We start from the raw sequence: 21,089 nt of genomic DNA, 5'->3' as shown, positions 1-21,089 counted from the left end.
CTGACTGCTGGTGGCTTAGTGCTGATGCCGCCCCAGCGCCTTTCAGGCCCCTTTGCGGCCTGCTTATCCCTACCCCCGCTCCGGCCCCAGACTCGCGCATCGGCGCTTTTCAGTAAGACATCAACTACTTATTTCATGCGTAATAAAGGACTCATCATTACGCTGACGCTTCTTGTGTCGGCGTTGTGCATCTACTTCCTCTCGCTGACCCTGGTGTCGCGCGGGGTGCAGAAGGATGCGGCAAGCTACGCCTCCCGTGGCGGCCAACTCAACGAAAAAGCCCGGCAGCACTACCTCGACTCGGTGTGGCGGGCCCCCGTGTTCGGACCGCTGACCTACAAGGATGTGCGTCAGTCGGAGCTGGGCTTGGGCCTGGATTTGAACGGCGGTATGCACGTAACCCTGGAGGTTTCGCCAGTGGAAATTGTGCGCGCCATGAGCGGCAACTCCAAAGATGCAGCCTTCAATAAAGCCATTGAGCAGGCGCAGGAGCTGCGGAAAACCAACCCTTCCACGCCGTTCACCACCCTGTTTGCCCAGGCGTTCCGCGACGTAGCCCCCAACGACAAGCTGGCCCGGGTATTTGCCAACACCACCAACAAAAGCCGGGGCATCGATATCAACTCGACCAATGAGAAGGTAATCGGGGAAATCAACAAGGAAGTGGACGAAGCTATTGACCGCTCCTTCAACATCCTGCGCAGCCGCATCGACAAGTTCGGGACCAGCCAGCCCAGCATTCAGCGGGTGAAAGGCACGGGCCGCATTCAGATTGAGCTGCCCGGCGTAGATAACCCCGACCGGGTACGCAAGCTGGTGCAGGGTCAGGCCAAGCTGGAGTTCTGGGAAGTATGGCGCCAAGATGAATTCGCGCCCTACCTCAACCAGCTCAACCAGGTGCTGAGCGCCAAGGAAACGGCCGCTGCCACCACGGCTGCCGCTACCCCCGCCACCAACGATACCACGGCTACGGCCGCTGCCGCCACCGGCGACTCTACTTCCCTAGCCAGCCAGCTGGCCAAGAAAAACACCGCTACGGCCAAAGCCGACTCGGCCGCGCCCCAGAAAAACGTACTGGGTAGCCTGTTCACCATGCCCGGCACGCTGGGCGCCAACATCCGCGACACGGCCCGAGTAAACGCCGTGCTGCGTAGCCCCGACACGCGTGCCGTACTGCCTTCCAACCTCACCTTTATGTGGGGCGTGAAGCCCGACGTGATTGACGGCCAGGAATACCTGCAGCTCTACGCCATCCGCAAGAGCCGCGACGTAGAAGCTCCGATTGGTGGCGAAGTAATCAGCGACGCCCGCGGCGACTTCGACCAGATGAGCGGCCGTGCTGAGGTTTCGATGCAGATGAACCCCGGCGGTGCCCGCAAGTGGCAGCGCCTGACGGCGGCCAACATTGGCCGTCAGGTAGCCATTGTGCTTGATGATAACGTGTACTCGGCACCGGTGGTGCAGGCCGAAATTGCCGGTGGCAACTCCAGCATCTCGGGCAACTTCACCATTGAAGAGGCGCAGGACCTGGCCAACATCTTGAAGGCTGGTAAGCTGCCCGCTCCTACCCGCATCGTGGAGGAAGCCATTGTAGGTCCTTCGCTGGGTAAGGAAGCCACCAACCAAGGTCTGTACTCCACCCTGGGCGGCCTGGGTATCATTATGGTGTTCATGGCCATCTACTACGGCCGCGCCGGCCTCGTAGCCGACGCCGTGCTGCTGTTCAACCTGTTCCTGATTATGGGTGTACTGGCCCAGCTGTCCTTCGCGCTTACCCTGCCGGGTATTGCGGGCCTGCTGCTGGTAATTGCCGCCTCCGTGGATGCCAACGTACTGATCTTCGAACGAATCCGGGAGGAGCTGGACCACGGCCTCTCGCCGACGGACGCCATCAACAAAGGCTACTCGCGCGCTACTTCGGCTATCTTTGACTCCAACGTAACCCAGCTGATTATCGCCCTGATTCTGGGCTTCTTCGGCACGGGTCCGGTGCAGAACTTCGCCATTACCCTGGGTATTGGCGTGTTTACCTCGTTCCTGTCGGCGGTGTACGTATCACGCCTCATCATTGAGCGCATGGTGAAGAACGGCAACACCAAGCTGAGCTTCAGCACCGCACTTTCGCACAACCTGTTCAAAGGCATCAACCTCGACATCGTAGGCAAGCGCAAAATCGCTTACGTGGCTTCTACGGTGTTCATTATCATCGGCTTCGTGCTGATGTACCTGCAGGGCGGCCCGAACCTGGGCGTTGACTTCCGCGGGGGCCGCGAGTACATCGTGAGCTTCAACCAGCCGATTGTGGCTTCCGACGTGCGCGACCTGCTCACGAACGACTACTTCGGTGGGGCTGGCACGGAGGTGAAAACCTTTGGCTCGGAAAGCCGCCTGCGCATCACGACCGGCTACCTGGCCGCCGATGAAAGCGCCGATGCTGACAATCAAGTAGAAGCCGCCATGTTCAAGGGCCTGAACAGCAAGTACAGCGCTCTAAACCCCACGAAGGTTAGCTCCTCGAAGGTAGGCGCTACCATTGCCGACGACATCAAGCGGACCTCGGTGCTGAGCCTGGGCCTGACCCTGCTGGCCATTTTCGTGTACGTACTCTTCCGCTTCGAGAAGTGGCAGTACTCGATGGCAGCGGTGGTAGCTCTGTTCCACGATGCGCTGCTGGTTATTGCCTGCTTCCCGATTGCGCGGGCCTTCGGCCTGAACTACGAGATGGACCAAGTGTTCGTGGCCGCCATCCTGACGACCATCGGTTTCTCGATGAACGATACCATCGTTATCTACGACCGAATCAGGGAATACCTGCGCGAGAACAAGCACCTCACCTTTGCCCAGGTAGTTAACCCGGCCCTGAACAGCACGTTCTCCCGTACCATGATTACGTTCACCACGGTATTCCTGGTAATGCTGGTGCTCTACATCTTCGGGGGTGAAACGCTCCGCTCGTTCTCCTTCGCCATGATTCTGGGTATCATCTTCGGTACGTACTCGTCGCTGTACATTGCCGCGCCGCTGATTCTGGACACCTACGGCCGCAAGGAAAAAGAGCGTCTGAACACTGCTACCGACGCCGACGCTCCCAAGCTGAGCACGGCCCAAGTGTAATCACGGATTTAGACAGATTGCTCGGATTCATTCCGGCGTTTCTTACCGCTTAATCCTAAAAGAGCCCGGCCAGTAGGCCGGGCTCTTTTTTAGTTCAAGGGCTTCTTGTCCTACCCTCCTGCAGCCATCAAACCTTAACCTCTGGGAACCCCAACAGGCAATGCAGAAGAACGCATCAGAACCGGAGAATTAGAAAAACAGAAAGCCCGGCCTGATGGCCGGGCTTTCTGTTTTCAGGAATAAAGGACGCCGGAACGAATCTGAGCAATCCGATGAATCTGATTTTTAGAAGCTGGCGGTTACGCCTTCAGCTACAACCTCTTTTACTTCGGGAACCATGCGCTTGAGCAGGTTTTCAATGCCCGACTTCAGGGTAACGGTGGCCGAGGGGCAGCCGGAGCACGAGCCCTGCAGGTTTACCGTCACGATGCCCTCGTGGTAGCTTTTGAAGGTGATGTTGCCACCATCCTGCTCCACGGCGGGGCGCACGTAGTTATCGAGCAGGTCGATGATTTTTTGGCTGGTCTGCTGATCGGCCTCCGAGGCGTCGCCGGTAGCGGCGGCCTGCTGGGCGGCACGCTGCTCAGCGGCGGGGTCCACGGTGAAGATGGGGCCGCCGGCTTCCACGTACGACTTCAGGAAGGTGCGCAGTTCGGGAATCAGCTGGGCCCACTGGTGCTCCGTGGTTTTGGTGATGGTCACGAAGTTCTGGGCGATGAACACACGGCCCACATAATCGAAGTTAAACAGCTCCTGAGCCAGCGGCGAGTTGGCGGCGGCTTCCAGGTTAGGATAGTCCACGCTCACCCCTTCCGTCAGGAGCTGGGTGTTGAGCACGAACTTCATGGATTCGGGGTTGGGGCTGGCTTCGGCGTAAATGGAAACCGGCGCAGCGGGGGCAGTGAGTTGTTCAGCCATGTTTGAAAGACTTGGAGACAAGCGAAGGGAAAGTCGGCCGAACCAGTATCGGCCGGACCAGGTAAACCGCCTGGGGCGGCAATGGTTGCAAAGGTAACCGAATGTAGGAACAACCGGGAGGCCAAGGAAGTGCACTTTCCGAATTTTCAGGTGGGGGTTGGGTGCCTCAAAGGGGGTAGGCAGCAGCCGTTTTGCCCCTACCCCTCCGGCTGGCCTGAAGCCCGGCGCCCGGCCTGTTTCGGTGGGCATCCGTAGTTTTGGCTATGCCGATACTTCCTCCACTGCTTCTGATGGCCTCTCCTACCCCCCCGGCGTGGCCGCTACTGCTACCCTTTTTTAGCCTGCTGGGACTGATTGCCACCGGGCCGCTGCTGTTCCCGAAGTTTTGGGAGAAGTGGTACGCGCACATTGCCGTGGGCCTTGGGCTGCTGATGCTGGGCTACTACGGCCTGGTCCGCCACGACTGGCACATGGCCACAGAAACCCTGGCCGAATACTTTTCCTTTGTGGTGCTCCTTACGGCGCTGTTTGTGGTGGGCGGCACGATGTACCTGAATATTAACGTGCCGGGCACGCCGGGCCGCAACGTGGCGCTGCTGGCCGTGGGCGCGGTGCTGGCTTCTATTGTGGGCACTACGGGCGCCTCTCTGATGCTGATTCGGCCTTTTATCCGCCTCAATGATAAGCGCATCAAGCCCTATCACATCATCTTTTTTATCTTCACTGTAAGCAACGCCGGCGGCATGCTCACGCCTCTCGGCGACCCGCCGCTGTTCATCGGCTATTTGCGCGGGGTGCCCTTTTTCTGGACGACCTGGCACCTGCTGGCGCCCTGGCTGCTGGCTAATAGCTTGCTGCTGCTGCTGTTCTGGCTCCTGGACCGCCGCACGGCCTACCCCGCTCCTCTCTCCCGCAGCGAGCAGCGGCGCGCCGACTCGCAGAAAGGCCTACCTCTCTACGATTTTAATGGCCGCTACAATCTGCTGTGGCTGGTGCTGATACTGGGTGCGGTGTTTCTGGACCCGGCCCGCCTGCCCTGGCTGCCTTCCTTGCCCATAGCCGGGCTGAACGTTTCATTTGTACGCGAGGCCATTCAGCTGCTGGCGGCCTGGGGGTGCTACCGCACGGCCAGCCCCAAGGCTCTGGCGGCTAACCATTTTCACTTCGAGCCTATTCTGGAGGTAGCGTTTCTGTTCTTCGGCATCTTCCTGACCATGATGCCGGCCCTGCAAACTGCCGCCCACGTAGCCGCCGATCCGGCCATATCCTCCCGCCTCACACCCGGCGTGCTTTACTGGATTACCGGCGTGCTTTCGGCTTTCCTCGACAACGCGCCTACCTACGCCTCCTTCCTGGGGCTGAGTCTGGCCGGTCATCAGCTGGATTTTGCTCAGGCCAGCGCGGTGCAGCAGTTTGCCACAGATGCTGCTACCCTGCCGCTGCTGCGGGCTATTTCCAGCGGAGCGGTACTGTTCGGGGCGCTTACCTACATCGGCAACGGACCCAATTTTCTGGTGCGCTCCATTGCCGAGAAGGAAGGTGTGCCCATGCCCAGCTTCTTTGGCTACATCGGGCGCTACGCCCTGCCCTACCTGCTCCCGATTCTAGTGATTGTGAGTGGGTGGCTGCTGTGGATGTAGCGGCGGGTGGGCCTGCTTTCTGCTGATCTGTAAGCGCGGCGGCTACGTATGGCCCTGAATATGGCTACACGGTTTACGCAAGCGCTGTTTCGTCGGGTTGATATTGCCTGGCTGGTGTACTTCCGGCTGGGCGCGGGCATTCTGCTGGCCCTGGAACACGCTGGTGGCCTGGTTATCGGGCGGGTGCACAACTATACCCAGCCTCGGTTTCATTTCCGCTACCTGGGGTGGGAATGGCTGCCGACCCTGCCCCCGGCCGGCATTTACGCCGTGTACGCCTTGGTAGCCATAGCGGGGGTAGCTGTGGCGGCCGGCTGGCATTACCGCCTCATGGCCGGGCTCCTGAGCTTGGGCTACACGGCCCTACTGCTACTGGAAGAAACTGAATACATCAACCATTTCTACCTCTATGCCCTGGTAGCGGCCCTGCTTGCCCTGCTGCCCGCGCACCGCGCCGCCTCGGCCGATGTGCGGGCGGGCCGGGTGGCCCCGGCCTCTACTGCACCCGCGTGGACGCGCCTGATTCTGCTGTTTCAGATTGGCCTCGTGTACCTGTTCGCGGCCCTGGCTAAACTAAACCTCGACTGGTTGGCGGCCCGGCCGCTTACCATCTGGCTGGCGGCGAAGGCTCACTACCCTCTCATTGGCCCCGCACTGGCTTCTCCAGCTGCGGCCTGGTTTATGAGCTACGCGGGTTTGGCCTTCGATGCGCTGGTGGTGCCTTTCTTGCTGATGCGCCGCACCCGTCCCTGGGCCTTCGGGGTGGCGACGCTGTTTCACCTGAGTAATGTGGTGGTGTTCGGGCTGGGTGTACCTTCCCCTGGTTTTCGCTGCTGATTACCAGCCTGTTTTTCCCTCCTGATTTCCCGCGCCGGCTGCCGGGGTTTGTGGGGCGTTGGTTCCGGCAGCGCATTCCGAACCCGGACCCGGTAACCGCCCTACCCCTTGCTAGCCCGTCAACCCTGCGGCAGCAGTGGCTGGTGCTGGCCGGACTGGGCCTATACGTGCTGGTTCAGGTGTTGCTGCCGCTGCGCTACCTGCTTTACCCCGGCTCTACCCACTGGACCGAGCAGGGCCACCGCTTCAACTGGCACCTGATGCTGCGTACCAAGTCCGGCTCGGCAATTTTCCGGGTGCGCCTGCCCGATGGCCGCGAGGAAACCGTGTGGCCCAGCAGCTACCTTACGCGAAATCAAGCCAACAAGCTCGCCTACAGCCCCGACCTGCTGCTGCAGTTTGCCCACCTGCTGGCCCAGGATTACCGGCAGCGCGGCCTGCACCCGGTGGCGGTGTACTGTGATTCGTGGGTGAGCCTGAACGGACATCCGGCGCGGCCATTGGTCAGCCCCAGCCTCAATCTGCTACCCCTGAGGCGCGGCCTGGCTCCCTACCCCTGGATTGAGCCCGAACCGCCGCTGAATAAGTGAGGGTGCTGTTCTTTACACCCGGTTCGCGCGGGCGCGCAGCAGCATATCGGCCAGCACGAGGCTGGTCATGGCATCCACGATGGGTACGGCGCGGGGCAGCACGCACGGGTCGTGGCGGCCCCGACCAGCCAGAGTTATTTCCTGGCCCTGGTCATTGATGGTGGCCTGGCTTTGCAAAATAGTAGCTACGGGCTTGAATGCCACGCGGAAGTAAATGTCCTGACCGTTGCTGATGCCGCCCTGGATACCGCCGCTGTGGTTGGTGCGGGTGCGCACCTGGCCGGCTTCATCAGTATAAAACGGATCGTTGTGCTCGGAGCCGAAGAGCAGGACGCCCGCGAAGCCCGAACCGTACTCGAACCCTTTCACGGCGTTAATGCTGAGCATGGCCCGGCCCAGCTCGCTGTGCAGCTTATCGAACACCGGCTCGCCGAGGCCGGCGGGCACGCCGCGCACTACCGCCGTTACCAGGCCACCTACCGTGTCGTGCCGGTCGCGGGTCTGGCGGATCAGGTCGGCCATGCGCTCAGCCGTTTCGGGGTGAGGGCAGCGCACGGGGTTGCTGTCAATCAGGCTTAAATCAAGCTGCTCATAGCCCATCGGTACGGCTACGGCCCCTACCTGCGACACGTAGCTCTGCACCTGAATGCCGTGCTGGTCCAGCAGTTTCTGGGCTACTGCCCCAGCGGCTACGCGCGCGGCCGTTTCGCGGGCCGAGCTGCGGCCACCGCCCCGGTAGTCGCGCCGGCCGTACTTCTGGTCGTAGGTATAGTCGGCGTGCGAGGGGCGGTAGGCATGCTCTATGTGGGAGTAATCGTGGCTGTGCTGGTCCTGGTTGCGGATAAGCAGGCTGATGGGCGTGCCCGTGGTGAAGCCTCCGAAAATGCCCGATTGAATTTCTACCCGGTCGGCTTCCTTGCGGGGGGTCGTCAGGTCGCTCTGTCCCGGTCGACGGCGGTCCAGGGCCGCCTGAATTTCGGCCTCCGTGATAGGTAAGCCGGCTGGGCACCCATCAATTACCACGCCTACCCCCGGCCCGTGTGATTCCCCGAAAGTGGTAATGCGAAACAGGGTGCCGAAGGTGTTCATGTGGTGAAATGGTGAGGTGGTGAGATGGTGAGCTTGGATTTCAAACTGTACCAAGGGCGCAAATACAGCAGGAAACTCGCCATTTCACAATTTCAGGGCCTCACCTTTTGGCTCGCCACCAGCCTACCCCGGCCAGCAGCAGCAGCCCCAGCACTACCAGGTTGGCATAGCGCCGCACGTTCCGGTAGGTGTCGCGGGGGCGGGGCACGGCCTCGGCCTCGGCAAGGGCCACCCGGTAAAATGGGTCATCGAGTCGCCCCCGGAAGGCGGACGTTGCCTGTGCTGCCCCCCGGAGTATCGGCCGTAGCTCAGCCCGCAGCGTATCGTAGTGAGCAGTAGTCGGGTTGAATACGACCATCTGAAACAGGGTATCCAAAGCCAGCGGGCCCGGCCGCCGGGCTACCAGCCGAAACCGGAAGCTTTTGCGCCCACCTACCCGTCCACCTTCGCGGGTCAGTTGCTGCTGCACTTCGGGTCCGTACACTTCCACGGCGGCTGAGGGGGCCGGCGCCTCCAGATTCAGAGTGGCCAGGTTGCCTTCACCCTCCAGGCTAAACGTGTAGGCAAACGCCTGTCCGGTCCGGAACGTGGTGCGGTCAATGGCCTCTTTTACCCGGTAGTTGCCCACCGGAACCTGGTCGCGGAGGGGGTGCGGGGGCAGGGCCACCACCGGCACCGTGCGGGCCGCCGAATAGTAAATTTTGTAGCCCTCCATCCGGTTATCGAGCCCGGCAGCGGGCTTTTTAGCTACCCGGTACTTCACCATCTGCAGCCCCACAGCCGGAAACACCAAGGACTGAGTATTAAGCGGATACAGTTCGGCCTCCCACAGCCGGTAGCGCAGGAAGGGCTTGCCTCCTACCGTCACGTTTTCGGGCAGCACTTCCTGCTCGTCAAAGCTTTCCTCCCACACGGTGCGCTGGCGCAGTTGCCGGATAATGCCGGGCAGCTGGCCGGCAAAATTGTGAAAGTTCAGAACGGCCTGGTCCTGGGGGGCCAGGTAGAAGTACAGCCCTACGTGCAGGCCCTGGCCCACGTACACCCGGGCTTTATCGGGCACCAAAGCCAGAAAAGCCTGGTCCTGTGGCTCTATGTACTCCTGGGGCTTGGGCTTGCCAAACAGCTGATCGAGCAGGCCAATGCCTTGCAGCGGGCCGCTGCCACTGGCGGCAGGCGGCGTGGGGGTGGTTTGCTGGGGCCCCACGCGCAGGCTGGCTCCTTCCGAGCGAATCGTCAGGCCATTGACCGTCATGCTGAAGGGTTTCACCGCGAAGGTCCCTTCCGCAAAAGCCGCGTAGCGCTGGGTGATGGTCAGTTCCGTGGAGCTTTGCCCGTTGACCGTGCGGGTGGTAGTTGTGCTCGACTTACCGCTCTTTTTGAAGCCCTCCAGCTCCGGAAACGCCGAGTACCGCTCCAGCGGGGCGCCCCGCAGCCGGAAGCTGATGGTATAGTACTCGTTGATGGGAAAAGCCGGCTTACCGAGGACGATGTCGGCGGTGGGGGCCGGCTGCTGCGCCCGCAGCCCTCCGCTGCTCAGCCACAGCACCCCCAGAAGAACAAACAGCAAGCGCATAAGCAGGTAGGAACAGGCCAACTAGTCAAAGCTAGGCAAAAGCACCCTTTGTGCTGAAAATGTTGGGCTGAAAACGCGTTTGCAGGCCGTAGCTCAACAATAGCTTACGGTTGAGCTTACAAGATTATGGCTTTCCCCAATCCATAGTCGAGGCTAGCGCGTACCTGCTGACAACTCCACCCCTCGCACCCACCTACCTAACCCGTTGATGGTCAGAAAAAAACTCGCCTGCCGGTGGGGTGGCTCGGTATTGCCTTCACTTTTCACCCAACTTACTTTCCCCATGTCCAACATCACGCAAAAAGGCGGCGACGAAGCGGAATTCGCCAAGCCGCTCTACACGCCCATTAAGCGGCGCTCGTTCTTTATGTATGCTGGCGCTACGGCGGGTGCTACGGCCCTGCTGCTCTCTGGCTGCGACGACGACGATGACAACGTGACCATGAATAATGGCACGGTTAGCCTGGGCTCCGGCGACGTGGGCGTGCTGAACTACGCCTACGCCCTGGAGCAGCTGGAAGCTGCGTTTTACGCCCAGGTAGTAGCCACTCCTTACTCAGGCATTACGGCCGACGAGCGGACGGCACTAACGGCCATTTCCAAGCACGAAGCCATTCACCGCGACTTTTTCAAGGCGGCCCTGACGGCAGCGGCTCCCGGCCAGATTATTCCGGGCCTGAATCCTGACTTCAGCAAAGTAAATTTCTCTGACCGGAACTCGGTGCTGACCACGGCCCGCACCTTCGAGGACCTGGGGGTAGCGGCCTACAACGGAGCTGGCTCCCTGATCAAAACCAACGACTACCTGCTGATTGCCGGCAAAATCGTGTCGGTGGAAGCCCGCCACGCCGCTTATATCCGCGACCTGCTGGTGCCCGGTAGCTTCTCGGGCAGTGATGTGGTCAACGCCCAAGGCCTCGACCAGGCCCTGACGGTAACGCAGGTGCTGACTGCCGCCCAGCCGTTTATCAAGGAAACCCTTAACGGCGACAACGTCGGTAAGTAATTCATCTTCTCTCATCTCCGATTTTCCTGTAGTTATGAACCTGTTCAAGATAATTTCCGAGCTGGAGAAGGTTGATCCTGAAATCATGGACCGCCTCACCCACCGCCGTAGCGCCCTCACTGCCCTCGGCGACCTGAGCAAGAAAATGGCGATGGCCGCGGCTCCTATTGCCATTGGCTCGGCTTTCAACAAGGCCCTGGGCCAGAACACCCTGACCACCGTCACGGATGTACTCAACTACGCGCTGCTATTGGAGCGCCTGGAGTATAGCTTCTACGACCAAGCTCTGAAGGCCGCTACCCTTACTGTACCGCTGACCGGTGCAGCCCGTACGGCCATTGAAACCATCCGGGCCCACGAAATGGCTCACGTTACGCTGCTGACCTCAGCCTTAGGCTCAGCGGCCTCGCCGGCTCCGGCTAATGGCTTCAACTTCGGCACGGCCTTTTCTACCTACGATACCTTCCTGACCTTTGCCCAGGCCTTCGAGGACACCGGGGTGCGGGCTTACAAGGGCCAGGCCGTGGCCATCAAAACGGCCGGCAACCCCAATAACGTGCTCCAGACGGCCCTGCAGATTCACTCCGTAGAAGCCCGCCACGCCGCTCACATCCGTTACATGCGGCGCGGGGCCACGGCCGGCAACCAAACCACCATCATGCCCTGGATTGTGAATGCCGATGCCAACGGCGCTCCGGCTCCGGTGTACGGCGCCGGCAACCCAGTGGCTACCTTCCCCGCCGAGGGCAACGTAGCCCAGGGTGGTATTACCAACCTGACCACGGCTCTGGGTGCTACCTACGATGCTGCCGACGTAAGCGCCGCCTTCGACGAAGGCCTCGACAGCACGACGGTTACCAACATTGCCAAATCGGTGGTGGTTTTCTAGCCTCACCTGATTTTCCCGGAAAAGGACGGCCTGAAAAGGTCGTCCTTTTTTTGTGCGCTTGGCCGGCACGCAACCTTTCCGGGCCGGCGCTGCTCTTGCCTGTGGTGCATCCGGCTGAATCGGAGTACCTTTGTTAATCGGGAAGTTGCGGCCTGCGTTAGGCTGCTCCCCGCCGGGTTTCTTACGCATGTCTGACTCAGCATCCTCCTTTCCGGGGCGCGCGTTGCGCCGCCGCTCTTTCCTCCGGGTAGCGGGGGCTACCGTCGCTTCTTCGGCCCTGCTGCTGGCGGGCTGCAACGACGACGATGAAGTAGCTCCTGTCACTACCAACAGCAATACCCTGGTTCTTACCAACAACACGGTAGGCCTGCTAAACTACCTGTACCTGCTGGAGCAGCTGCAGGCGGCCCTCTTTCAGAAAGTGGTGGATGCTTTCCCCTCTGACTTTACGGCCGACGACCGCGCTGCCTTCATTGACCTGCGCGACCATGAGGTAATTCACCGCGAAACGCTGAAGTACCTCCTCGATACCAGCGTCTACGATATCAACGTGGGTACCAACGTACTGGTCTTCAAGTTCGATTCCTTCAACCTGAGCACCCGGAGCGGGGCCTATACTGCCGCCCGCACCCTCAAGGAGCTTAGTGTATCGGCCTACAACGGCATCAGCCGCATGGTGCTGGAATCCAAGGAACAACCCACGTTTCAGGCCCACCTGAAGCTACTGGTGAAAATGGCCTCGGTAGAGTCGCGCCACGCGGCCTTTGTGCGCGACCAGCTGCAGCCCAACTCGTTTGCTGCTTCCGATGTGATAGGGACTAATGGCCTCGACAGCTCCAAAACGCCCGCCGAAGTAGCCCCGCTGATTGCGGCCTACCTCCCCATCACGCTCGACGTTACCGCTCTGATCTTCATCTAGTCGCGCCTTCTTTCTACTTATGGACTTCCTGAATCTTCTGGCCCGACTCGCTGACCTTTCTTCTGAAACCGAAGCTGGGGCCGCCCCCCGCCGTACGGCCCTGTCCCGCCTGGGGCAGGCCGGGGCTACCCTGCTGCCGGCCGTAGTAGCGGCCCTGCCCCGCCCGGCGGCGGCCGGCGTGCTGGAAAACAACACGGTGCTCGATGTGCTGAAACTGGCTTTGACCCTGGAGTACCTGGAAAGCGAGTTTTACGCCCAGGCCCTGGCTCTGCCCAACGCGGCTGCCTTCTTCGGCTCGGCCGATAACCGTACGGCCATCCAGACCGTTGCCACCCACGAAAGCCAGCACGTAGCCCTGCTGCAGCGGCTGCTCACGCAGGCGGGCGCCACGGTTCCGACCAAGCCCAACTTCGATTTCACGGGCAGCAAAAACGGCGCCCAGGCGGCTCTGTTCCCGGATGTATTTACCAGCTTCGATACGTTTCTGAAGGTAGCCCAGCTGCTGGAAGATGTTGGTGTTCGGGCTTACAAGGGGCAGGTGGAGTCCGTGCAGCAGGATAGCCTGCTTCTGGGCACCCTGCTGCAGCTGCACTCCACTGAGGGCCGCCACGCCGCCCACATCCGCGGGATGCGCCGGCAGCGCGGCGCAGTAGTTAAAAGCTGGGTGAGTCCCTCCGACGCGGCCATTACCACTGCTGGCTCCGTGCCCGCCAAGGCCTACACCGGCGAGTCGAGCTCGGCTCAGTACACGCCGGCTCCCCGCCTGATTCCGTTTGACACTACCCTGCCCATTAATGTGGGCACCCCAGCCCTGAGCAAAGAAGCTCTGCTGGCTAAAGTAGCCGAGGCCTTCGACGAGCCCATTAACGCTGCCACGGCCACGGAGCTTGCTCAGCTATTCATCTACTAATAACAAGGTCGACACACTGAGTACATCAGCCCCCTTGACCTTTGCAGAAAGAGGAACATATACATGTTCCTCTTTTTTTATTCGCACTGGGAACCGTTTCTTACCACCTAGCGTCTGACGCTTGCACTGAGAGGCTATTTTTTTGTATCTTTCAACAAAAAGTAGCGAAAGGAACAGTGTAGTAAAGCTTTTTTTGACTGCTTTCGTACACTGGCCCGACCCACCTAAACAACCGCTCTTTTAACCACCCTGTGAAACCCAATTCACCCATGCTTGAGTACGCTAAAACCATTCTGCTCAAAGTGAGCTTCGACAAGATTCTCTTCGAGAAGGAGCTACGCAAAGCCCTGCGCACCCTGGTGCCAGCAGAGCTTTCGGAGTTGAAAGCTTGGTGCTACCAGCAGTTCTCCAACCTGTACCGCCGTATCCTGAACCGCGTGTTCACGCAGCCGGTGGTTGCCTAACTGACCCTTTCTTTCCACACACCGGAGCCGTAAGCCGTTTGCCATATAGGTGGGCCTGCTTACGGCTCCGGTGTGTTCAGGGGGTAGCAGTTGCTACATGCGCGGCACCTCCGTATCCGGGGCCGGGGAGGCTGGGGTTACTGGCTCCTCGCCCAGCACAAACCGGATGTTGCGCTGCAGCCCCGCGTAACCAGTGCGCTTTACCGCCGACTGCCGGAATAATTCCGAAAACAGCTCGTGGGTGATTTCCTGCCAGTCGCCGGGGGTAAGGTCTTTTAGGCCAGGGTGGGCGTTGAACTGGGGCTCCTGATGAGGCTTGGAGAAGCGGTTCCAAGGGCACACATCCTGGCAGATGTCGCAGCCGAACACCCAGTTACCAAACTTGCCCTCCACTTCTCTCGGAATCTGGTCTTTCAGCTCAATAGTAAAGTAGCTGATGCACTTGCTGCCATCCACCACGTAGGGCTCCGTAATGGCCTGGGTAGGGCAGGCATCCACGCACTTGGTGCAGGTACCGCAGTAGTCTTTGATGGGACCGTCATACTCCAGCTCCACATCCACAATCAGCTCGGCAATAAAAAAGAAGGAGCCAGTGCCAGGCCGAATGAGGTTCGTGTTTTTTCCTACCCAGCCCAAACCGCTCTTCTTGGCCCAGGCCTTGTCCATCACGGGAGCGGAGTCCACGAAGCAACGCCCGCCTACCTCCCCTATTTCCTCCTGCATATCCTGCAGCAAGGTTTTGAGCTTGTCCTTGATGACAAAGTGGTAATCGCGGCCGTAGGCGTACTTGCTGACTTTGAGCGTATCGTCGGGCTGTTGGGCTTCCTCGGGGGGGTAGTAATTCAGCAGCAGCGAAATGACGGACTTTGCCCCATCTACCAACAGGCGCGGGTCGAGGCGCTTATCGAAGTGGTTGGCCATGTAGGCCATTTTACCGTTCATCTGGCGGTTTAGCCAGTTTTCCAGGCGCGGCGCTTCTTCCTCTAAAAACTCGGCCTTGCTGATGCCGCAGTATATAAAGCCCAGCTCCGCCGCCCGGCGTTTAATGAAAGCAGTATAGTGGGCGTTAGGGAGCATTAAGATGCTGCTGGATATTCCAGCAGTTTCAAATCTGATATAAAGCGGTAGTCGCGCTGATTTTTAGAAAGCAGAGGAATATTGTGTATTAGCGCCGTTGCAGCTATAAGCGCATCAGGTATCAGCAACCCGTGACTGAGATAGTACTGCGTCACCAACGTATCCGCAGTGCGCGAAATTTCCTCTGACAGGCCGAATAGCTGGAACCGACGCAATAGGCTCTCTACCTGCAGCATACCCTCCCGATTGATGCTACCGGCTATCAGTTCCATCCTTGATATCACACTAATCACTAACGGTGCATGTTGCTTTGCGTCTTGCAACACAAAAGCAGCAGCTGGCACTTTTCGCAAGACATCGATAAGGACATCAGAATCAACAAGAATACCTGTTTCAGAAGCCAGACTGAGGTTAAGATGGTAGGCACCCATATTACTCAGGATTTCGTCCCCACTGCTTTTGACGTAACTGACGCACGTAATCCGAACTCTCTATGATGTCGGTGCGCCCAGTCCAGGTCCCATAAAATTCGGGATTCATGAATTCATTTTCGGGCCAAGCAGTTGGCGCACCAAGTGCCGTATGAGGAAGAACTATTGCTCCCTCATCCGCTGTACCGGTATTAACTAAGGCCTGTTGGGTGCTCAATAATTCGATGAGTTCTGCCACCACCCGCTGAGCGGCAGTTGGCAACTGCTGAAATTGCTGAATGATTAGCTGCGTTTCCATAATAGAAGAAAGATACGGCTGAAAAATAGAAACGCACCGCTGCTCACGGTGCGTTCCAAAATTATCAGTAGCTTCCTGACTTAACTAAACAGCTCACCCGGCGTACCGGTGTTCCCTCGCAGGTGCTGGGGCATTTGGCGGCCCAGGTGCTGGTAGGCTAGCTCAGTGGCTTCGCGGCCGCGGGAGGTGCGCTTGATGAAACCTTCCTGGATCAAGAAGGGCTCGTACACTTCCTCGATGGTTTCAGCTTCGTCGCCGCAGGCGGTGGCAATGGTGCCGAGGCCCACGGGGCCACCCTTGAACTTATCGATAATCGTGCTCAGAATGCGGATGTCCATTTCGTCGAGGCCGTTCTGGTCCACGTCGAGGGCGTTGAGGGCAAACTGGGCAATTTCCTGGGTGATGGTGCCGGTTCCCTTGATCTGGGCGAAGTCGCGGGTGCGGCGCAGCAGGTTGTTGGCAATACGCGGGGTACCGCGCGAGCGGCGGGCAATTTCGAAGGCGGCATCCTCATAAATGGGGGTGCCCAGGATTTCGGCCGAGCGCTGCACGATGCTGGTCAGCAGGGCCGAATCATAGTACTCCAGGCGGGAGCTGATACCAAAGCGGGCCCGCAACGGCGAGGTCAGCATGCCCGAGCGGGTAGTAGCGCCAATCAGGGTAAACGGCGACAATGAAATCTGCACCGAACGCGCATTCGGACCCGAATCAAGCATAATGTCGATGCGGTAGTCCTCCATGGCCGAGTACAGGTACTCTTCCACCACGGGGTTCAGACGGTGAATCTCGTCGATGAAGAGCACATCGTTCGGCTCCAGATTGGTGAGCAGGCCCGCCAGGTCAGAGGGCTTGTCGAGCACCGGGCCGGAGGTCATCTTGATGCCCGATTCCAGCTCGTTGGCAATGATGTGCGAAAGCGTGGTTTTGCCCAGGCCGGGAGGGCCGTGCAACAGAACGTGGTCGAGAGCTTCGCCGCGGTGCTTGGCGGCCGCCACGAATACCTTCAGGTTTTCGACTACCTTGCCCTGGCCGGTGAAGTCATCGAAGGAAAGGGGCCGCAGGGCCTTGTCGATGTCTTTTTCGGTGGCGTCCATGTGGTCTTTACCACCAGTCATATACGGTTCGCGCATAAGCGTAAGAAGTAGTTCAGCGTGTCGAAAGGTAACAGTTCGGGGGCGGGGTTGGTGCCTTTTTTAGCAAAAAATATTACCAATTATCTATCTAACTAACCTCGTTAGCATAGCCTGGTAATCTTACGGCTCGACCACAGCCTGCATAATGCTACTCACGTAACTTGCAGCCTCACCCGCTCTGCCTCCCATGTCCGATGCTACCTGGCTCCATGCCCTTCCTGCTGATTTCTACGACCAGTTAGCTCACTGCCTGAGCCTACATGGCATGGCCGCGGCCGAGCTGCTGAGCCAGCCCGAAGCCCACCGCCTGGGGAAGCTAACCGCCCTGAGCACCAGCAAAGTGCAGGAGCTGAACAGTATTCAGACCCAGGAGCAGCTTCTGCACAGCCTCCGCACCGAGCCTTTGGCCCTGTACTACCTGCTGCTGCTGGGCCGCCTGACGCTGGAAACTTCCCTGGCGGTGCCCGTGCTGGCTTATGTGCAGAAGCAGATGCGCGTGGATCAGCAGCAGCTCGACTACCTGAAAACCTACTGCCTGGAATTAAGCGGAGCCTTCCTGAATACGCTGGAAGAACACTTGCCGGCCCCGACGGGGGTAGCCTCGCTGGGCCTGCACCGCCTGCACATTGAGGAGGCCTTCACGAAACTGCTGGCCACTTACCCTACCCCGGCTCCGGCAGCTGCCAATCTGCGCCTCTCGGAGCCGCAGCTGCAAATGCTGCGCCTGGCCCTGCTGCTGGTGCACAGCCTGCCCGCTACCGCCGACCACCCCTTTCTGCAGGCCGTGGGCAAGCTCACCCATCTGCAGCCCGAAGCGTTGGAGCCACTGATTGAGCACCTGGGGCGTGTGCGGGCCCAGGAACAGCTTACGCTTACCATGCCCGAACTGGTGCAGCTTTACCAGGGCATGCAGGTCTGCGGGATGATTTTCGTGTCGGATGTGATGAGCCGGCTGGGGCTGGAAGACGCCTTCCCTACCCTATCGGAAGCCGAAAACGCCGCCACCGAAGCTGCCCCCGTGAGCAACCGTCAGGCCGTGGGCGAAATGGTCAGCGGCTTTACCCATTGGGTGCAGCACACCTTCCCCGAGTCAGAAGAAATCCAGCAGGCCCGCCAGGAAATCCTGGCTCTGGCAGACACATTGTGATGGGGTGAATGGTGATGAGGTAAATGGTGACAGATGACAGGTGATAGAACGTCATTCCGAGCGCAGCCGAGGAATCTTGCGTGCTGATGTTGCAGTGCTACTCATGCATCAGCACGCGAGATGCTTCGACAAGCTTTGCATGACATTCTTTTGTCACTTATTACCTGTCACCATTTACCTCCTCACTACCAAAACCACCTTATTTCTCCAATAGCACTTCAATTTCCAGGTGGAGCCAGTCTTCTTCCCAGGCTTTGTGGGTTAGGCGGCCGCTGAGGGGGTAGCCGGCATCGAGCAGGCGCGCTACGGTTTCATTACGGCCTTCGGGCAGGTAGCCCAGCCAGAAGCCTTCGGGGCCCGCGGTGTACACGCGCACAGCCCAGTCGTCGTAAGAGCTGTCGGACTCGCGGCGGAGTGCCAGTTCCTGGCCGGGTTGCAGGCGGGGCTCGTATTCGGCCAGGCCTTCGCGGTGGGTGGTGCCGGCTACCAGGCACTCAAGCAATACCAAAGGGGATGTAGCAGCAGTGGGCATAAGGGAGAATACAGCGGATGAGGCCGTAAAATAACACCTGAACCGGGAGGTTTGCCGCAAGTCGTCTCATTTGAGGCATCTACAGGGTTTATGACGTGCGAAGGGGTAGGAAATCAGGTACAATCGAATCACCATCCGGCACGAAAAAGCCCGCTGCTTACATAAGCAGCGGGCTTTTGCACTGATGACAGTATTTACTGCTGGTTTCCGCTTTTGCTGCCCTGGCTACCACTCTGGCCCTGCTCACTGCGGGGGCCCTGGCTATTGTGCGAGGTTTGGGCGCTGGGCGTACGCAGTTGCGGTTCGCGGCTCTGGCCGGCTCCCATGGTGCCGTTTTGATCGGCGTCGGGGGTAGGGCTGTTCTTTACCTCGTCGAGGTTGTGGTAGCGGCCGCCGTTGTTGCCGCCGTCGCCCCCAATGGTTTTGGCAATGCCATCGGAGGAGCCCGTGTCGGCCTGGCTGTCCGGGGTGAAGCTCCCGTCGCCGGGGCGGGTGCGGTCGTGGTGGTTTAGGTTCGGATCGTGGCCGCCCTGGCGCATTTCGTTGCCTTCCTGGCGGTACTGCTCCTTGTCATGCTCGCGGCGCTCCTGCCGCCGCGACTCGGCATTGTCGTGCTGCTGTTCGTTTTCCATAGCGTACTAGAATAAGGTTGGCAATCAACAGCATACGATTATCAATAGTAGTTTGGGCATGTTTTTGATCAGCGTTTTTTACCTGAATCTTTGCTGTACTCTTCCACTTACCCTTACTCCATGAAAAAGATTTTATCCCTCTCTGCTGGTTTAGTGCTACTCGGCAGTGCGCCCGCCTTTTGCCAGTCGGCCGACAAGCCCACAAGCAGCATGATGATTATCAGCAATCTGTCTTTTGGCTTTGATGCCCAGGCTTCTATCGTAACTATTGCCCCTGATGGTACGCAGCAGGAAAAGGAAGTTGCTTTTAGTCGGGGTAGCGCCAAGCATCTGGCTGCCAACACTACTGCGGTGTACAAAGTGGCGCTGGCCACTATCAATGAGTACACGAGCAAAGGCTGGCGCGTAGTGAGCACCGCCCCCAATGGCGTAGCCGCTACGGGCAACACCATTTTTATCCAGACCATCTATGTGCTGGAGAAATAGTACAGCTACCCATAAGTAAAAAGGGCCGCCCTGTGTCAGGGCGGCCCTTTTTACTTATGGGTAGCTACGGCTTACTTGAACGCCTGAATTCCGGTAATATCGGCGCCGGTAATGAGCAGATGGATGTCGTGGGTGCCCTCGTAGGTCACTACCGATTCCAGGTTCATCATGTGGCGCATGATGGGGTACTCGCCCGTGATGCCCATGCCGCCGTGAATCTGACGGGCCTCGCGGGCAATATCCAGGGCAATTTCCACGGAGTTGCGCTTCGCCATGCTGATTTGGGCCGAGGTGGCTTTGCCCTCATTTTTGAGCATGCCCAGGCGCCACACCATCAGCTGGGCCTTGGTAATTTCGGTAATCATTTCGGCCAGCTTGCGCTGCTGGAGCTGGAAGCCGGCAATGGGCTTGCCGAACTGCTCCCGCTGCAAGGAATACTTCAGGGCCGACTCATAGCAGTCGATGGCTGCGCCCAGGGCACCCCAGGCAATGCCGTAGCGGGCCGAGTCGAGGCAGGAGAGCGGACCTTTCAGGCCGTCGATGTTGGGCAGGATGTTGTCCTTGGGCACCTTCACGTTGTCGAACACCAACTCGCCGGTGGTGCTGGCGCGCAGGCTCCACTTGTTGTGAATTTCGGGGGTAGTAAAGCCTTCCATGCCGCGCTCCACAATCACACCCCGAATGCGGCCATTGTCGTCCTTGGCCCATACCACGGCCACCTGGCACTCCGGCGAGTTCGAAATCCAGAGTTTAGCCCCGTTAAGCAGGTAGTAGTCGCCCTGGTCTTTAATGGTGGTGACCATGCCGCCGGGGTTGGAGCCGTGGTCGGGCTCCGTCAGGCCGAAGCAGCCCAGCCACTCGCCGGAAGCCAGCTTGGGCAGGTACTTGCGGCGCTGCTCCTCGGAACCATATTGGTAGATTGGAAACATGACCAGGGAGCCTTGCACCGAGGCCGTGGAGCGCATGCCGGAGTCGCCGCGCTCAATTTCCTGCATAATCAGGCCGTAGCTGATGTAGTCCAGCCCACCGCCGCCGTACTCCGTCGGAATGGTGGGGCCGAAAGCACCTACCTCGCCAAACTTGCGCACAATTTCAGAAGGAAAATGCGCCTGCTGGGCCCACCGCTCGATGTTGGGCGAAATTTCCTTTTTCACGAAGTCGCGGATGCTCTGGCGGATGAGCTTGTGCTCCTCGGTCAGCAGGTCGTCGATGTCGTAGTAATCGGTGAAGCCGGCGGCGTTCAGGGAGCCTTTGTTGCGCTGCACCTGAGCCTTGGTGGAAAGAACGTCAGCTTGGGAAGACATAGTGAGCAAGTGGGTGGGTTGATTCCCAAAGATAAGAATTTCACTGCGCCGGATCGGCAGCACCCCTACCCCCTGGAAAACGAAAAACCCTGACCAGAAA

The 21,089-nt window shown here is 59.3% G+C and carries 21 protein-coding genes; 11 read left to right on the top strand and 10 right to left on the bottom strand.

Translation table 11 applies throughout. The features are described 5' to 3' along the window. The first annotated feature begins 135 nt into the window (after window positions 1-135). Window positions 136-3,114, top strand: a complete 2,979-nt coding sequence (gene secDF / locus FGZ14_RS19350; RefSeq protein ID WP_139925794.1) for a protein translocase subunit SecDF — start codon at window positions 136-138, stop codon at window positions 3,112-3,114. A 285-nt stretch (window positions 3,115-3,399) separates the two neighbouring features. Here secDF and FGZ14_RS19345 read toward each other — a convergent pair whose 3' ends face one another. Continuing rightward, entirely contained in the window at window positions 3,400-4,032 is a 633-nt protein-coding gene (locus tag FGZ14_RS19345; RefSeq protein ID WP_139925793.1) for a NifU family protein, read from the bottom strand. Between the two features lie 290 nt (window positions 4,033-4,322). Here FGZ14_RS19345 and FGZ14_RS19340 point away from each other — a divergent pair, with 290 nt between their 5' ends. The 3 genes from FGZ14_RS19340 to FGZ14_RS19330 are packed head-to-tail and all read left to right on the top strand — an operon-like array spanning window position 4,323 to window position 7,099. Then, window positions 4,323-5,672, top strand: coding sequence for a sodium:proton antiporter (locus FGZ14_RS19340; RefSeq protein WP_139925792.1), 1,350 nt, complete (start codon window positions 4,323-4,325; stop codon window positions 5,670-5,672). 60 nt (window positions 5,673-5,732) lie between these two features. Next, window positions 5,733-6,509 carry an HTTM domain-containing protein gene (locus FGZ14_RS19335; protein ID WP_180754423.1) on the top strand — a complete coding sequence of 259 codons (777 nt, stop codon included), beginning with the start codon at window positions 5,733-5,735 and terminating at the stop codon, window positions 6,507-6,509. Window positions 6,510-6,559: 50 nt separating this feature from the next. Next, a complete protein-coding gene (locus tag FGZ14_RS19330) occupies window positions 6,560-7,099 on the top strand; it encodes a hypothetical protein (RefSeq protein ID WP_374221703.1) in 540 nt (179 codons plus the stop codon). Between the two features lie 12 nt (window positions 7,100-7,111). On the opposite strand, the gene aroC is transcribed toward FGZ14_RS19330, so the two are convergent. Both aroC and FGZ14_RS19320 read right to left on the bottom strand, forming a co-directional pair. Beyond that, window positions 7,112-8,188, bottom strand: a complete 1,077-nt coding sequence (aroC, locus tag FGZ14_RS19325) for a chorismate synthase (RefSeq protein WP_139925789.1) — start codon at window positions 8,186-8,188, stop codon at window positions 7,112-7,114. Window positions 8,189-8,288: 100 nt separating this feature from the next. Next, entirely contained in the window at window positions 8,289-9,761 is a 1,473-nt protein-coding gene (locus FGZ14_RS19320; RefSeq protein ID WP_139925788.1) for a BatD family protein, read from the bottom strand. A 283-nt stretch (window positions 9,762-10,044) separates the two neighbouring features. Between FGZ14_RS19320 and FGZ14_RS19315 the strand changes: the two genes are divergently transcribed. From FGZ14_RS19315 to FGZ14_RS19295, 5 genes are all read left to right on the top strand, one after another. Further along, a complete protein-coding gene (locus tag FGZ14_RS19315) occupies window positions 10,045-10,767 on the top strand; it encodes a ferritin-like domain-containing protein (RefSeq protein WP_139925787.1) in 723 nt (240 codons plus the stop codon). A 34-nt stretch (window positions 10,768-10,801) separates the two neighbouring features. Beyond that, complete coding sequence (locus FGZ14_RS19310) at window positions 10,802-11,656, top strand: ferritin-like domain-containing protein (RefSeq protein WP_139925786.1); 855 nt, start codon at window positions 10,802-10,804, stop codon at window positions 11,654-11,656. Between the two features lie 187 nt (window positions 11,657-11,843). Then, window positions 11,844-12,575, top strand: a complete 732-nt coding sequence (locus tag FGZ14_RS19305; protein WP_139925785.1) for a ferritin-like domain-containing protein — start codon at window positions 11,844-11,846, stop codon at window positions 12,573-12,575. A 19-nt stretch (window positions 12,576-12,594) separates the two neighbouring features. Then, the gene (locus FGZ14_RS19300) at window positions 12,595-13,485 is read left to right on the top strand and encodes a ferritin-like domain-containing protein (protein ID WP_139925784.1); all 891 of its coding nucleotides are present in this window, start codon (window positions 12,595-12,597) and stop codon (window positions 13,483-13,485) included. A 269-nt stretch (window positions 13,486-13,754) separates the two neighbouring features. Then, entirely contained in the window at window positions 13,755-13,949 is a 195-nt protein-coding gene (locus FGZ14_RS19295; protein ID WP_110976885.1) for a hypothetical protein, read from the top strand. Window positions 13,950-14,042: 93 nt separating this feature from the next. Here the strand turns inward: FGZ14_RS19295 and queG are convergent, their stop codons facing one another. From queG to ruvB, 4 genes are all read right to left on the bottom strand, one after another. Beyond that, window positions 14,043-15,026 (bottom strand): tRNA epoxyqueuosine(34) reductase QueG, encoded by a 984-nt coding sequence (gene queG, locus FGZ14_RS19290; RefSeq protein WP_139925783.1) that lies wholly within the window; start codon window positions 15,024-15,026, stop codon window positions 14,043-14,045. Next, complete coding sequence (locus FGZ14_RS19285; RefSeq protein ID WP_139925782.1) at window positions 15,026-15,457, bottom strand: type II toxin-antitoxin system VapC family toxin; 432 nt, start codon at window positions 15,455-15,457, stop codon at window positions 15,026-15,028. Before FGZ14_RS19285 ends, queG begins: the two co-directional genes overlap by 1 nt. A gap of 1 nt (window position 15,458) precedes the next feature. Next, entirely contained in the window at window positions 15,459-15,755 is a 297-nt protein-coding gene (locus tag FGZ14_RS19280) for a hypothetical protein (RefSeq protein ID WP_139925781.1), read from the bottom strand. An 80-nt stretch (window positions 15,756-15,835) separates the two neighbouring features. Further along, the gene (gene ruvB / locus FGZ14_RS19275) at window positions 15,836-16,885 is read right to left on the bottom strand and encodes a Holliday junction branch migration DNA helicase RuvB (protein WP_139925780.1); all 1,050 of its coding nucleotides are present in this window, start codon (window positions 16,883-16,885) and stop codon (window positions 15,836-15,838) included. A 190-nt stretch (window positions 16,886-17,075) separates the two neighbouring features. Here ruvB and FGZ14_RS19270 point away from each other — a divergent pair, with 190 nt between their 5' ends. Next, on the top strand, window positions 17,076-18,035 hold the full coding sequence (locus FGZ14_RS19270) for a hypothetical protein (protein ID WP_139925779.1): 960 nt from the start codon (window positions 17,076-17,078) through the stop codon (window positions 18,033-18,035). Window positions 18,036-18,234: 199 nt separating this feature from the next. Here FGZ14_RS19270 and FGZ14_RS19265 read toward each other — a convergent pair whose 3' ends face one another. Together FGZ14_RS19265 and FGZ14_RS19260 are read right to left on the bottom strand one after the other, a co-directional pair. Next, on the bottom strand, window positions 18,235-18,567 hold the full coding sequence (locus tag FGZ14_RS19265; protein ID WP_139925778.1) for an HIRAN domain-containing protein: 333 nt from the start codon (window positions 18,565-18,567) through the stop codon (window positions 18,235-18,237). A gap of 194 nt (window positions 18,568-18,761) precedes the next feature. After that, the gene (locus tag FGZ14_RS19260; protein WP_139925777.1) at window positions 18,762-19,199 is read right to left on the bottom strand and encodes a hypothetical protein; all 438 of its coding nucleotides are present in this window, start codon (window positions 19,197-19,199) and stop codon (window positions 18,762-18,764) included. Between the two features lie 120 nt (window positions 19,200-19,319). Here FGZ14_RS19260 and FGZ14_RS19255 point away from each other — a divergent pair, with 120 nt between their 5' ends. Beyond that, entirely contained in the window at window positions 19,320-19,685 is a 366-nt protein-coding gene (locus FGZ14_RS19255) for a hypothetical protein (RefSeq protein WP_139925776.1), read from the top strand. Window positions 19,686-19,756: 71 nt separating this feature from the next. Here FGZ14_RS19255 and FGZ14_RS19250 read toward each other — a convergent pair whose 3' ends face one another. After that, window positions 19,757-20,989 carry an acyl-CoA dehydrogenase family protein gene (locus tag FGZ14_RS19250; protein WP_257883285.1) on the bottom strand — a complete coding sequence of 411 codons (1,233 nt, stop codon included), beginning with the start codon at window positions 20,987-20,989 and terminating at the stop codon, window positions 19,757-19,759. Window positions 20,990-21,089: the final 100 nt, after the last annotated feature.

This window comes from Hymenobacter sp. DG01 (genome assembly GCF_006352025.1).
In the GTDB taxonomy this organism is placed as follows: Bacteria; Bacteroidota; Bacteroidia; order Cytophagales; family Hymenobacteraceae; genus Hymenobacter.
This window is presented reverse-complemented; position numbering and strand designations above follow the sequence as displayed.